The following is a 13,991-nucleotide window of genomic DNA, read 5'->3' as shown; positions in this document are numbered from 1 at the left end:
TTTGATTTATTCTTTTGCCTTTAAAATAATGCTGATGAATGAAGATGAACAAGGACAACTGACTGAGTGTAACTTATTGCTATAGAAGAAAAAGCAAGCGACCTTGGTGAAGTTGTTTAGAAGTCTGAGGCGTTGTAAATCATCCAATCGTATTTTTAGACTCTAAATCATATTGTTCAATTGCATTTTTTAACGCATGCATATCATTGCCACATAAATAGCGCTTCATTGCTTCAAATTTTTCAACAGGCCAATCATAGATTTTAAGTGAGAGCAGTGTGTCTACAATATCTTGCTCAAAACGATATTTAACGAATTTTGCTGGGCTTCCTGCAACGATACTATAGGGTTCTACATCTTTAGTAACTACGCTGTTTGCCGCAATAATTGCACCTTCACCGATTTTTACACCAGGTAAAATCATTGAACGCATGCCTAACCAAGCACCATCTCCAATGATAGTATCGCCCTTACTTTCATAGGCTTCATCAATAAAATCCATAAACGGATATAAACAGAACCAATCTGCACGGTGGGTATGATTGCCACCAAGTAAGATGACGACTTCTGCGGCAATACACACATAGTCACCAATATATAATTTGTCGAGTTCCCAGTTGTTTTCCCATTGGCGACTAATTTCATCACCTTGTAAATAACGAACAACTGAGGGTTCAAAGCCTTGATCCCAACAGTCGCTATAATAACTATGAGTACCTTTGACAATAATATTGGGATTAGTCACGACTTCGTGTAAAAGTTGTGTTCTTGACCAGTGTTTTTGCATTATGGTGTTCCTAAACAATCCTTATGATAAATGTATTAAATACCTAGAGTATGAGCAGGTTTTTTGATTAAGCTAATCACAGGATGGTGTTTAAAAATTTTAAATCCTGTGATCGAATGAAGGATTATATACAAGTTATCTCGTATATTTGCTTGGCAAAGACTAGCTATGAAGTCAGCTAAACAACTACCAATCTTGTGCGAATGGCGCAGCACCAGCTAAGCTTGGGAAGTGTGGGAGAACATATTCAGCCAATTCTTGAATAACCTCAGTTGCTGGCCTTTTTGAAAATTGTATGCCGAGTGCAGCATGATTCACGCCAACATCACGCCATTGCGATAGTAATTCGATTAATCCCTTGCGTCCAGTACGTAGTACATAACCACCTTGTATCGGAGTGCGTGGATAATTTTCATCTTCGACTAAATCGATCCATTCATTGGTTGCATGTGGTCTGAACCCATTTTCAGGGATATTATCACGCCAAGCGGCTATTTTTGCTGCAAGACGTTGAATACCGACTTGATCATGTGTGCTTTCTGGAAAGGTTAGCCAGCCATCTGCATTTTGACCTAACCAAGGCATAGATTGACGGGATGAGCCTGTGATTAACAGCGGAATACGGCCTGTAGTGGGTTTAGGCAGTAATTGGGCAGCACTGAATGAGCCTAAAGCTGAGTGAATTGAGTTGGTTTCATTCGATAAAAGCTGTCTAAAGTAAGCCACACTTTGCGCAAAACGTTCGCCACGCTGAGCATGGTCAAGACCATAGGCTGGAAACTCAATTGGACGATCTCCAGAAGCAATACCCATGACTAAACGCCCGCCAGATAATTGGTCTATAGTTGTTGCCGCTTTTGCCAAATCAATTGGATGACGTAGACTAAAAATAGTACTACCTGTAACCAAAGCAATGTTTTGGGTTTTCGCAGCTAAATAACTGAGATATGTAAAAGGATCAAATAATTGACCTGCATCACCAAAATTTGGATCATAAAGCGGAATATCTCGGACCCAAGCTGCTGCAAATCCAAGTTGGTCAATCATACTGACCAATTGACTTTGACCTTTTAAAACAGACAGATCATCCTGATAAAAGCGTAAGGGTAAGAAGATCCCAAGCGTGAGTTTTTCTTTTGCAAACATACGCGTATAGCCTGGGTGTTGCTGAAAAGCTTGAGCATCGGCGCCGTGTAAAATCGATGAATGGTTATCATGGGTGAAGAGAGTCACATGGATTCCTTGTAGTAGATCATTTTTAAGACAAATCACGACTGCTGCTATAAACAGCAGTTATTGGTCAATGGTGTAAAGATGAAGGAGTATTTAAGGACCTGTCGCAGGATGGGGGATTGAAATACCACGCTGTACAGCAGGACGTTCTGCTACACGTTGAAACCAAGTCGATAAGTGAGGAAATTGGCTAAAATCAAAACCAATAATCTGAGCAATATGTAGCCATGAAAAATGAGCAATATCTGCAATAGAGTAATCTTGACCAGCAATCCATGGTGATTGTTGTAACTGCTGGTCTAAGGTGAGGAAGGTAGATTCGGTCAATGCACGATAGCGTTGGATGGCACTTTCATATGGAGGTTGTTCAAACATTTCAAAATGCACACGTTGTCCTAAAATAGGTCCTACACTTGATGCGTGAAAGATCAACCATTGAACTGTCTTCCAATATTGCAAAGGATCAGATGAAATTAAGCGCTGAGTTTTATTGGCTAAGTACAATAAAATTGCAGCAGATTCAAATAAGATGATGCCATTTTCATCATCAACCAATACTGGAATACGTCCATGTGGGTTAAGTGCGAGAAATTCAGGGCGTTGGTGTTCACCTGCATCAATACGGACATGATGTAATTGGTAGGTTAAATTTAGTTCTTCAAGCGCAATACTAATTTTAAAACCATTCGGTGAACTATCAGTGTAAAGATGAATCATGCTCTATGCCTTCAATATAGTTAAACTAAATCAGATTTTTCATGAATTATTTCTTATAATGCATTGAATATAATGTAATTAAAAACGATGATTTCTGTACTCTAACTTTAGGAAAACTAAATGCTATGGCAAGCACACTTCCATTATTGGCATTACGAACATTTGTAGAAGTTGGGCAGCGTGGCACGATGAAAGCAACAGCAGAAGCGCTAAATATCACATCAGGGGCAGTGAGTCAGCAAATTCGATTGCTTGAAGATCGTCTGGGATTTGCATTGTTTGTACGAGAGCGCCAAGGCTTACGTCTTACTGAAGCTGGTGCAAAAGTACATCCGACTCTACTCCAAGCTTTTCAACAGATTGAATCAGCGATTCAAGATTTGCAGCAAGAGCAAGCAAAGAAAGTTATCACAATCAGTACAGTGGCAACTTTTGCCGCCTCTTGGTTAGTGCCAAGATTGGGTCATTTTAATCAACTGTATCCTGAGATTGAAGTTCGTGTAGAAGCAACATCATCTATCGTTGATTTACGCCGTGACCGCGTAGATATCGCTATAAGGCATGGACTAGGGCATTATCCTGATTTAGAGGCAATCCCTTTGATCGCCCCTGTATTGGTTCCTGTGGCAAGTCCAGACTTGCTTGATCACGAGAAAATAATCACCCCAGCTGACTGCCTGAACTACCCGCTACTGCATGATATTGACCGTGCTGATTGGTCTTTGTGGTTGTCTGCGCATGGGGTAGATCGTGATCCACGCGTATTACGAGGATCATGTTTTGAAGATGATTTTTTGTTGATCCGTGCTGCCGAGGCAGGACAAGGCTTAGCTTTGGTGCCAATTGAATATGCGCAAACAGAAATTCTTGCAGGACGTTTAGTACAAGTGTTGGATAAACCTTGGCCTGCAAGATTTGCATATTACATTGTGACTCAGCCTGATGTTTCAGAGCGAGAAGAGCTTAGACTATTTGTAACGTGGTTACTCAAACAAGCAGATTCCCAGTTCAAATAGTCATGACAGGATGGAGGGTGATTTACTGGCTTAGCGCAGTAAAATAATTAACCAAGTCGAGGCAATAATGGTCATTGCAACGAATTGAGCTGCACTCCCCATATCTTTGGCATTTTTTGAGAGTTGATGACGTTCTAAAGACACTCGGTCTACGACAGCTTCTATCGCAGAGTTAAAAAGTTCAACGATAATTGCAAACAAACAGACACCAATCATGACAGCTTGTTCAACAGCGGAGATATCTAAAAAAAATGTGATTGGAATTAAGATAATGTTCAAACATAAGATTTGTCTAAAAGCAGCTTCATTTTGAAAAGCAGCTTTAAAGCCAGAAATTGAGTAGCCTGTGGCGTAGATAATACGTGTCAAACCTTTTTTAGGGCTAGAGCCTTTGTTGTAAAGCGGATCTTCATTCATAGTGTGCAAAAATATATCATGGCTAGATGGGTGCTAGGGATAGCATAGTAAACTTAAAATGCCATTAATTTACAGTAAAGCCACTAGAAATGTACATTGAATAATCACTAAAACATGTACCCCATCGAAATGAGGCACATGTTTTTATCTATGATTACTCACTAGGTTGTGATGCAACTTCGATATTGTTTATATTTTCGGAGCTGGTTGTTTGTTTTGCAGTGGGTTTAGTTTGTTGATATTCGCTAAGTGCTTCACGGCCAATGGCAGGATCATCAATAAATACACCGTCAACCCCAGCTTTAAAGAATACGTTCAGTTCTTGTTTTAAACCTGTTTCGCAGCGCTGTTTAAAATCACCACGACATTGAAATTGTTTAGCTAAGAAGTTGTTCTCTGGACGAAAAGTGTAGGGGTGTACTTTGAGACCTGCCAGATGGGCGTTGTATACAAAATTGGTAGTTGTCGCATTAGGTTTATATTCGACAATATAGTCTTTACTCGGTCCCACACCATCTGCATAGCGTGCCACATTTTTTAGGCCAATTTTGCTGGCCATGTCCGCATAAGTCGTTTTATCGCCTGAGAGTTGATGATCCATAGGCTGACTATTTTTTTCAGCATAAAGTTGTATGATGAATGCATTTTTAATCGATTGATGTCGTTTTAATTGATCTCTCATATATTTAAGATTGTTGACTTCAAAGGATTGTAGATAAATCGGTGCGATCTCGCGTGTGTACTGATATTTAGCAAGCGTTTTAAGTAATGGATCTTCTAGATTTAAGTTGAGCTGTTGGAAATAACTCGGATGTTTGGTTTCAATGTAGAGGCCAATAACTTTTCCTGTTTTTTTATAATTTTTTTCAGCTAATTCAATAATTTGTTCTAAGCTGGGGATGCTTTCCTGATCATTATATTTGACATTATTTGGTCGAATATCTGGAATGCGCTCTCTGGCTTTAAGTTGATTTAATTCTGCAAAACTAAAATCTTCTGTAAACCAACCAGTAATATTTACAGCATCAATGACCTTCGTGGTTTGACGCTGTGCAAATTGTGGCAATGTTGAGACATTGGTGGTTGAACCAATTTCATTTTCATGTCGAGCAACCAATACTCCATCTTTCGTTGAAACTAAATCGGGCTCTATGAAATCAGCACCATCATCTATTGCTTTTTGATAGGCTGCTAAGGTGTGCTCAGGGCGTAAAGCACTTGCACCGCGATGCGCAATAATAATTGTCGTATCTGGTTGCTGTGTATTGTTATCTTGTTCGTTACATCCAATCATGGTGACGATACCTGCGATCAATAGAGTTTTTTTTAACATTTTCTTTATTCGCTAATTTTTTAATGACTAAATAATAGCATTATGTTTTACAAAGGTGTCTTGAAGATGACTGTTCAATCTTATTCGGTTGAATGGTTTTTGTCCCTTAAAAACACATCATGATTTCAAATTTTCAATCTTATGCAATTCTGAAGATTTCTTTTGATGAAAATGATGTAGTTACTATGTACAGATAGCAGCTCTTATACAAAAAAAACCGAACTTCTCCACATATTTAACGGCATCATAAAGTAATCTTGTTAAGATGGTTTATCGATTTATCCTTCATAACAATTTAATTTAAAGAATTTCAAATGCTCTCAAAGTTTTTTATTCATCGACCTATTTTTGCTGGTGTGCTTGCAATTATAGTTCTCGCTTTAGGTATTTTTGCTTTATTTAATCTATCGGTTGAGCGTTACCCAGATATTGCCCCACCTCGTATTACCGTTTCAGCCAGCTACACTGGTGCTGATGCTGAAACTGTTGAGCAAAGTGTTACTCAAGTATTAGAACAGCAGATCAAAGGTATTGATCATCTTTTATATTTTAATTCGAGTAGTGATTCATCTGGCCGTAGTCGGATCAGTATTAGTTTTGATACAGGCACTAATCCCGATACAGCACAAGTTCAGGTACAAAATAGTATCAATAGTGCGATCAATCGCCTACCTGATGATGTAAAGCGTCAAGGTGTAAATGTCTATAAATCTTTAGGTGATACTTTCATGGTATTGGGCTTATATGATGAAAGTAGGCAAGTGAGTAACCTTGAGCTCTCTGATTATTTAAGCACGCACTTAGAGACAGAATTATCACGTATTGAGGGCGTAGGTGAAGTCGATGTGTTTGGTTCACAATATGCTATGCGTATTTGGCTAAATGCGGATGCACTAAAACAATATAATTTGATTCCTAGCGATATTCGAGCAGCAGTAGAGGCACAAAACACTCAAGTAGCAGCAGGGGGAATTGGTGATTTACCAACGCCAGCTGATCAATATTTGAATGCCAAAGTTACAGCAGGATCTAAACTCAAAACAGCACAAGACTTTCAAAATATTATTGTCAAATCAAATCCAGATGGTCGCATTGTTTATTTAAAAGATGTCGCAAGGGTTGAGTTAGGGGCTGAAAACTATCAAAGCTTTAACACTATTAACGGTTATCCTTCAGCGGGTCTTGCAATTTCGTTGTCATCTGGGGCAAATGCTTTAGCAACTTCTGCACGGATTAAAACTGAAATCGATAAGATCTCAAGTAAGCTTCCTGCAGGTTATAAAATAGTTTATCCAAGAGACAATACTCCCTTTGTTCAAGAGTCGATTAAGGGAGTCGTAAAAACACTGTTTGAAGCGATTATTTTAGTCATCTTGGTCATGTTTATCTTTTTACAGAGTTGGCGTGCAACACTGATTCCAGCGCTCACTGTACCTGTAGTGATTTTAGGTACCTTTGCCATACTTTATCTATTGGGTATGAGTATTAATACCTTAACCTTATTTGCCATGGTGCTAGCGATTGGTTTATTGGTTGATGATGCGATTGTCGTGGTGGAAAATGTTGAACGGCTTATGCATGAAAAGAAAATCAGTGCTAAACAGGCCTCAATTGAATCTATGCAGGATCTTGGCGGTGCGTTGGTCGGGATTACCTTGGTGTTGACTGCAGTATTTATTCCAATGGCATTTTTTACAGGGTCCACAGGAGTGATTTATCGTCAGTTTTCTGTGACCTTAGTTGCTGCAATGGCGTTGTCTTTACTTGCTGCATTGGTATTAACACCAGCACTTTGTGCGATTATTTTAAAACCAAATCATAAACCTGCTAAGTGGGCCAATTACTTTAACCATCAACTTGAAAAATTGAAGCATGTTTATATACGGTTGGTCGATCGAACGATTCGTTGGCGCTGGGTGATACTGCTAAGTTTAGTGGCCTTATTGACTGTTTTTACCTTGATTTATCGACTGTTACCAACCAGTTTCATTCCAAGTGAAGATCAAGGCATGATTAGCGTACAGTTTCGCTTAATTGATGGAGCACCGATCAGTAAAGGAATTGAGGTGGGTGAAGAAATTCGTCGTTATTTTTTAGAACAAGAGAAACAAAATGTCGAACTGGCAATGATCCGCTATGGACGAAATTTTAGTTCTACAGGACAAAATCTGGGGACAGGTTTTGTGGCGTTAAAACCTTGGGGAGTACGTAAGGCCAAGGATCAATCTGCTCAAGAGATTCGAGATCGTGCGGATCGTTATTTTAAAAATAATCCCAATGCCCGCATTACTGTAAGTTTGCCTTCATCAGTAAGTGGTTTAGGTGATTCCGATGCGCTTGAGTTTTGGTTACAAGATATCAATGGGCAGGGACGTCAATTTTTAGACCAGCAATTTACTCAATTACAGCGCGAAGCTGAAAATTATCAATCATTCACTAAGTTTGATAAACGCTCTAATCCTGATAAATCAAAACTGAATATTAATATTAACCAGAATTTAGTCGTTGCAAATAATCTGAGCCAAACTGCAATTAACAGTACCTTGTCCGCTGCATGGGCGGGTACCTATATTAATGACTTTATCGATCGTGGCAAGATTAAACGTGTCATTATGCAAGGTGATGCTGAATATCGTAGTAAACCCGAGGATTTATATCGTTGGTCCGTACGTAATGAAAGTAACCAAATGATCCCTTATAGTAATTTTGCTACGATCGATTGGACCGGTGGACCAGATGTAGTGAACCGTTTTCAAGGCTATAGTGCTGTACAAATGGAGGCAACTTCAACTGCTGGTTTTAGTACTGGGCAAGCCATGCAAGATATTATTGCCATGACACAAAAATCCCCAGGTATTGACGTTGCATGGAGTGGTTTATCTTATCAGGAACAAAAATCGAGTAGCCAAGCCATTTGGTTATACTTAGTTTCAATCGGATTCATTTTCTTATGTTTGGCTGCACTCTATGAAAGCTGGAGTATTCCAACAGCAGTAATGGGGGCAATTCCTTTAGGTATTGGTGGAAATATTATTTTCACTTATTTAGCTGGTTTTCCTAACGACATATATTTCCAAATTGCCTTGCTTACGACAATTGGATTGTCATGTAAAAATGCAATTTTAATTGTTGAGTTTGCGGCACTTGCACAGCAAAGAGGTGCTAGCATTATTGCAGCAGCGAGGGAGGGCGCTCAACTGCGGTTACGTCCAATTTTAATGACATCTTTGGCCTTTGGTGCTGGTGTAATTCCTCTGGTATTTGCCACAGGGGCAGGCTCTGCAAGTCGTCAAGAAATTGGTGTAAGTGTATTGGGTGGTGTGATTTTTGGGACGATACTGGTATTGATCTTTATTCCCTTTATGTATGTCCTCATTCGGTCATTATTTAAAACTAAACTTACAGATTGAGTTGAAACGATGAGAATTATATTAATTTAGCGAATGATTTACAGTCCTATCACGTTTAGTATGTTTTTAGTTGTTTAAAAATTACATCATATCGTGAGAGAATAGGCTTTATTCGTTTAAAAATAAAGTGCTTCAGCCGTTCAAGCAAACATAGCAGTGTATTGCCCTTAAGATGTGTTTGCTTTGCTCTTCTCTGCAAGCCCGATCGAGTCAACAATAAGGGGGTGTTATGCGCTATAACAATTTTATATTTTTATTGAATGACTCTATTCAAAATGGCCATATACAACGTGCATTAGAAGCGGTGGCAACTTTTCAAGCGGCAGATTTGGCCGATGTCCTCGCACAATTGCCCATGAAGAATAGTTTGACTTTATTACTGGCTCTGCCAGAGCGTGCTTATGTGTTTTCTTATTTAAGTGCAGAACAACAAATTGATTTTTCAAATGCTTTGCCTCGCGCTACCTTAGCTGAAATTATTGGTGAAATGCCTTCAGACAAACGCGTCGATTTATATAAGCATTTAGACGAACAGCATCAAAATGCTTTGCTACCGGCTTTAGCACAGGCAGAGCGCGAAGATATCCGGCAACTTGCAGCTTATGTTGAGGGAACTGCTGGGGCGATTATGAGCTCAGAGTATTCCACGCTTAAGCCTGAGATGACCGTTGCCGAAGCATTTAAAACAATCCGTCTTGAAGCGCCAGATACTGAAACGATCTATTTATCTTATGTGGTGGATGATGAGCGTAAATTAATTGGTGTCGTATCTTTACGTGAATTAATTTTAGCGCAAGAAGATCAAGTGATTGAAAATATCATGACGAAAGAGGTGATCTCTGCCAAAGTCACTGATGATCAGCTGAAAGTTGTTAAAAATATTTCTCGATATGATTTACTGGCACTGCCAATTATTACCGAAAATGGTGAAATGGTCGGGATTGTAACTTACGATGATGCAATGGATGTTGCCAGTGAAGAAGCGACTGAAGATTTCTTAAAATCTGGTGCGGTCCATGCTGACTCAAAATTCAGTCTAAAATCTGCACCGATCATGTTACTTTATCGTAAGCGTGTATTTTGGTTGGTGTTTTTAGTTTTCGGTAGCTTATTGTCTGGAATTGGCATTGCGCACTTTGAGGACATCATTGCAGCACATATCGTGTTGGTGTTTTTCTTACCGTTATTGGTGGGCAGTGGTGGTAACGCAGGTTCACAATCTGCAACCTTAATGGTGCGTGCTTTGGCGACTGGTGATGTGCAGTTTAGAGACTGGTTTTATTTACTGGGTCGTGAATTGTTAGTCGCTCTGTGTTTAGGGGGGACCATGGCGATCGCCGTATCATTGCTTGGTTACTTCCGTGGCGATGAAATGGTGTCATTGGTCCTTGCATTAAGTATGCTCGGTATTGTACTCATTGGCTGCTTAATTGGTATGAGTTTACCCTTTGTACTAAATCGTATGGGCTTAGACCCTGCGAGTGCTTCAGCTCCTTTGGTAACATCGATCTGTGATGCAACAGGAGTGTTGGTTTATCTGTTTATTGCGGCTCAGTTTTTACCGATCTAGCATCACTATTATTCGATCGATTATAAAAAATCGCCCCTGCATGTGCTGGGGCGAAAATTTATTCTAAACAATAAGATTAATGAAGATTAAGTTGTTGTAGCGCTGCAACACGTTGTTCAATTGTTGGGTGGGTTTGGAAGAGTGCCGCCAAACTAAAGCCTTCAGATCTACCTTCGGTGATCGCAAATGCTTTCATTTCTTTAGGCATTTGATCAGGCATTTCAGATTCTGCTTGTAAGCGGAGTAGGGCACTAATCATTGCATCCTTACCTGCCAAACGTGCACCAGCTTCATCTGCACGGTATTCACGATAACGTGAGAACCACATGACAATTGCTGATGCCAAGATACCAAAGACAATATCAAGAACAATGGTAATTGCAAAAAAAGCCAGTCCAGGTGCTTCCCCGTCTTCACGGCCAAACACATTACGGTCAATGAAATCACCAACCACACGTGCAAAGAACATCACGAAGGCGTTGACAACACCTTGGATGAGCGACAATGTTACCATGTCACCATTTGCAACGTGACCAATCTCATGCGCCAAGACTGCACGTAATTCATCTTGGTTCATGTTTTCTAACAAACCGGTAGATACTGATACAAGCGCATCATTTTTATTCCAACCTGTTGCAAAGGCATTGGATTGGTAAGAGTGGAAAATCCCGACATCTGGCATTTTAATGCCAGCTTTTTGAGCGAGTTGAGCAACCTCTTGTAGTAACCAAACTTCTGCTTGATTACGCGGTGCATTTGGATCAATAAGTTCAGTCCCAGTGGTCTTCAGCGCCATCCATTTGGATAGAAATAACGAAATCAGTGATCCCGCCATACCAAAAACCAAACAGATCACCATCAGGTTACCTAAATTGAGACCGCCAGCGCTGCGGTAACTTCCAACTCCTAATAAAGATAGGATAATGCCAGCTACAACAAGTACAGCGAGGTTGGTAAGCAAAAACAAACCAATCCGCATCATGATGTTAAACCCTCTTGTAAAAATAAATAAAATTGATTTATCAAGGATAAATCATATTTACCCTATATAGAGTTGAGCTTGACAAAATTCAAGCAAAACTCAGACTTTAAAATGAATATAAATGATGAAACTTAAGGACTAATAGAAATTTTAGCTGTTGCAGTCGCATTAGTAGTAGAGAAAGTATGACCCTGATCAGAGAAACGTCCTTCACCAATAATTACAATAGGCGTTTGTGCGAAGTTGGAGTTAGACACATTATTTGTGTTCGTTGTTGTAGTGATCTGCTGATTTGACGAATATTGCGTAGATAAATTGGATTTTAAATTATCTTGGGCATAGAGGTTGTTATAACGGCTGGTCACCCGTTGTACATAGTCTCGTGTTTCTTTAAAAGGTGGGATGCCACCATATTTACTCACATTCCCTTCGCCAGCATTATAAGCTGCTAAAGCAAGATGCGTGTTCCCATTAAAACGCTTAAGCAAAATACTTAAATATTTCGAACCAGCTAAAATATTTTGCTCAGGGTCGAATGCATTACTTACATTAAAGCGTTTAGCCGTTGCAGGCATTAGTTGCATTAGGCCTTGTGCACCTACAGGGGAGCGTGCACTTGGATTAAAACCTGATTCGGTGTGCATCACAGCTTTAATTAAACCCGCCGAAACACGATGAGTTTGTGCAGCACGTTGAATAATATGGTCATAATTATTTCGACCTTGACTATAACTGGGTAATACAGCAGCTTCGTTTGCCCCCCAATTACTATAATTATGGATATTACTATCTGGATAATAAGTAACTTTAATACTTTTTAAGGATTGATCTTTACGATTGGTGAGTAATGTGCCGCCATCTTTGTCTTGGTAAACGTACATTTGACCTGCATATGTAGAAGAGCAGATTAAAAAATATCCTGCACCTAAAAAAGTCAAGTTAAAAATCTTTAATAGAGTATTCATTTTAGTAATTGGTATTCAACTGTAATACACCCGATAGTGCTGAGAATTGTGGCTAGGGATGATGACTCACGCATACGGTTTTATCAATTTGCTTGGAAAAAAGCAAGTCCAAGTTGTTGGCATCTTAGTCAAAAAAAATATAATTTTTTTTTTCAACCTTGTGCCTTGACATATTTAACCCTTTGAAAATTAACAATTTAATTAAGTGGTTAAAAAATGATCAATTTAAACAAAGCCCTCAGTGTACCTGTGAATTTGAGTGTCAAGCCCTCAAGAATCCACAATTTTATCCACAGCAATTGTGGAAAACTGTGGAAAAGTCCAAACCCTGATCGTTTCGTACAAATAATTAACATCCAGCAAGATAAAGTTAATTAAAGCTTATTAAAGCAGTACATTGTGATGACTTGATGAATGTGAGAAAAATAAAAAAAACTTTAGGTGCGTGGCGCGGCTGAATCGGCTAAAATTACGCGGTATTTTTTTTGGGTTATCATTGTCTATGTTTTTGCCAGTTGAGTCCGAACAGGGATTTAATTTCAAGCCGGAATTACCTACCAGTTCAGCCTATTATCGCTTATTGAAAAAACTACGTCGTCAAGTTGGGCATGCAATTCGTGACTTTAAGATGATCGAAGAGGGCGATAAAGTGATGGTGTGTGTGTCTGGCGGAAAAGACAGCTACACCTTGTTGGATATTCTTTTACAGTTTAAACGTATTGCACCGATTAATTTTGATGTGGTTGCAGTAAATTTAGACCAAAAACAGCCAGGATTTCCTGAAGATGTATTGCCGCGCTATATGGAAGAAAACAATATTCCATATTACATCTTAGAGAAAGATACCTACACGATTACAAAGCGTTTAACACCAGAAGGTAAAACCTACTGTGCCGTTTGTTCGCGTCTACGTCGTGGCTCACTTTATGGTTTTGCCCAAGAAATCGGTGCTACTAAGGTCGCTTTAGGTCACCACCGTGATGATATTCTAGCAACATTTTTCTTAAACTTATTTCATGGGGGAAGCTTAAAGGCGATGCCACCTAAGCTGCTGTCTTCGGATAAAAAGAATATTTTGATCCGTCCTTTGGCTTATGTTGAAGAAAAAGACATCATCAAATATGCAGATTTACGTAAATTCCCAATCATTCCATGTAATTTGTGTGGTTCACAAGAAAATCTGCAACGTGCGATCTTAAATGACATGTTGCGTGATTGGGATAAACAGTATCCAAAACGCCTACACAGCATTTTTGGTGCTTTACAGAATGTGTCACCTTCACAGTTAGCCGATCGTGACTTATTTGATTTTGAGGCACTTGATGATCAAAGAGAGTTTGATATGAAGTGTGATACTGAAGAAATGAAAAAGCGTTTGGATGTTGTCAACTTAGGTTTTATGGCTGAATAAGTTAATCTTTATATTGAGCACTCAGTGATCACTGAGTGCTTTTTTTATTACAAAAAGATCAAATTGATAAGAATGTGAACTGTTTCGTCAAAAAAATTTAACTAGCATTAAAAACTTCATGCTATAACATGGACCATACATTGATAGCCC

General features: G+C 39.2%; 11 protein-coding genes. 4 read left to right on the top strand and 7 right to left on the bottom strand.

The features are described from left to right. Window positions 1–139: 139 nt before the first annotated feature. From Aru01_RS12255 to Aru01_RS12245, 3 genes are all read right to left on the bottom strand, one after another. Window positions 140–787, bottom strand: a complete 648-nt coding sequence (locus tag Aru01_RS12255; RefSeq protein WP_016657021.1) for a CatB-related O-acetyltransferase — start codon at window positions 785–787, stop codon at window positions 140–142. 186 nt (window positions 788–973) lie between these two features. Next, on the bottom strand, window positions 974–2,020 hold the full coding sequence (locus tag Aru01_RS12250; RefSeq protein WP_016657020.1) for an LLM class oxidoreductase: 1,047 nt from the start codon (window positions 2,018–2,020) through the stop codon (window positions 974–976). A 93-nt stretch (window positions 2,021–2,113) separates the two neighbouring features. Then, window positions 2,114–2,737 (bottom strand): glutathione S-transferase family protein, encoded by a 624-nt coding sequence (locus Aru01_RS12245; protein ID WP_016657019.1) that lies wholly within the window; start codon window positions 2,735–2,737, stop codon window positions 2,114–2,116. A 125-nt stretch (window positions 2,738–2,862) separates the two neighbouring features. Here Aru01_RS12245 and Aru01_RS12240 point away from each other — a divergent pair, with 125 nt between their 5' ends. Beyond that, on the top strand, window positions 2,863–3,753 hold the full coding sequence (locus tag Aru01_RS12240) for a LysR substrate-binding domain-containing protein (protein ID WP_016657018.1): 891 nt from the start codon (window positions 2,863–2,865) through the stop codon (window positions 3,751–3,753). Window positions 3,754–3,783: 30 nt separating this feature from the next. On the opposite strand, the gene Aru01_RS12235 is transcribed toward Aru01_RS12240, so the two are convergent. Together Aru01_RS12235 and Aru01_RS12230 are read right to left on the bottom strand one after the other, a co-directional pair. Next, window positions 3,784–4,170 carry a diacylglycerol kinase gene (locus Aru01_RS12235; protein ID WP_016657017.1) on the bottom strand — a complete coding sequence of 129 codons (387 nt, stop codon included), beginning with the start codon at window positions 4,168–4,170 and terminating at the stop codon, window positions 3,784–3,786. A 154-nt stretch (window positions 4,171–4,324) separates the two neighbouring features. Further along, window positions 4,325–5,503 carry a glycerophosphodiester phosphodiesterase gene (locus Aru01_RS12230; RefSeq protein WP_016657016.1) on the bottom strand — a complete coding sequence of 393 codons (1,179 nt, stop codon included), beginning with the start codon at window positions 5,501–5,503 and terminating at the stop codon, window positions 4,325–4,327. A gap of 314 nt (window positions 5,504–5,817) precedes the next feature. Between Aru01_RS12230 and Aru01_RS12225 the strand changes: the two genes are divergently transcribed. Both Aru01_RS12225 and mgtE read left to right on the top strand, forming a co-directional pair. Then, window positions 5,818–8,913: a multidrug efflux RND transporter permease subunit gene (locus Aru01_RS12225; RefSeq protein WP_016657015.1), complete on the top strand. Its 3,096-nt coding sequence runs from the start codon at window positions 5,818–5,820 to the stop codon at window positions 8,911–8,913. Between the two features lie 229 nt (window positions 8,914–9,142). Further along, window positions 9,143–10,483: a magnesium transporter gene (gene mgtE, locus Aru01_RS12220; protein ID WP_016657014.1), complete on the top strand. Its 1,341-nt coding sequence runs from the start codon at window positions 9,143–9,145 to the stop codon at window positions 10,481–10,483. A gap of 76 nt (window positions 10,484–10,559) precedes the next feature. Here the strand turns inward: mgtE and htpX are convergent, their stop codons facing one another. Together htpX and Aru01_RS12210 are read right to left on the bottom strand one after the other, a co-directional pair. Continuing rightward, a complete protein-coding gene (htpX, locus tag Aru01_RS12215) occupies window positions 10,560–11,465 on the bottom strand; it encodes a protease HtpX (RefSeq protein ID WP_016657013.1) in 906 nt (301 codons plus the stop codon). A 131-nt stretch (window positions 11,466–11,596) separates the two neighbouring features. Continuing rightward, on the bottom strand, window positions 11,597–12,430 hold the full coding sequence (locus Aru01_RS12210; RefSeq protein WP_016657012.1) for a lytic transglycosylase domain-containing protein: 834 nt from the start codon (window positions 12,428–12,430) through the stop codon (window positions 11,597–11,599). Between the two features lie 502 nt (window positions 12,431–12,932). On the opposite strand from Aru01_RS12210, the gene ttcA reads away from it, so the two are divergent. Next, window positions 12,933–13,841, top strand: coding sequence for a tRNA 2-thiocytidine(32) synthetase TtcA (gene ttcA / locus Aru01_RS12205; RefSeq protein ID WP_016657011.1), 909 nt, complete (start codon window positions 12,933–12,935; stop codon window positions 13,839–13,841). Window positions 13,842–13,991 lie beyond the last annotated feature (150 nt).

Source organism: Acinetobacter rudis, from assembly GCF_000829675.1.
Classification (GTDB): Bacteria; Pseudomonadota; Gammaproteobacteria; order Pseudomonadales; family Moraxellaceae; genus Acinetobacter; species Acinetobacter rudis.
The sequence above is the reverse complement of the archived record's forward strand: the minus strand, read 5'-3'. Positions and strand labels throughout refer to the sequence as shown.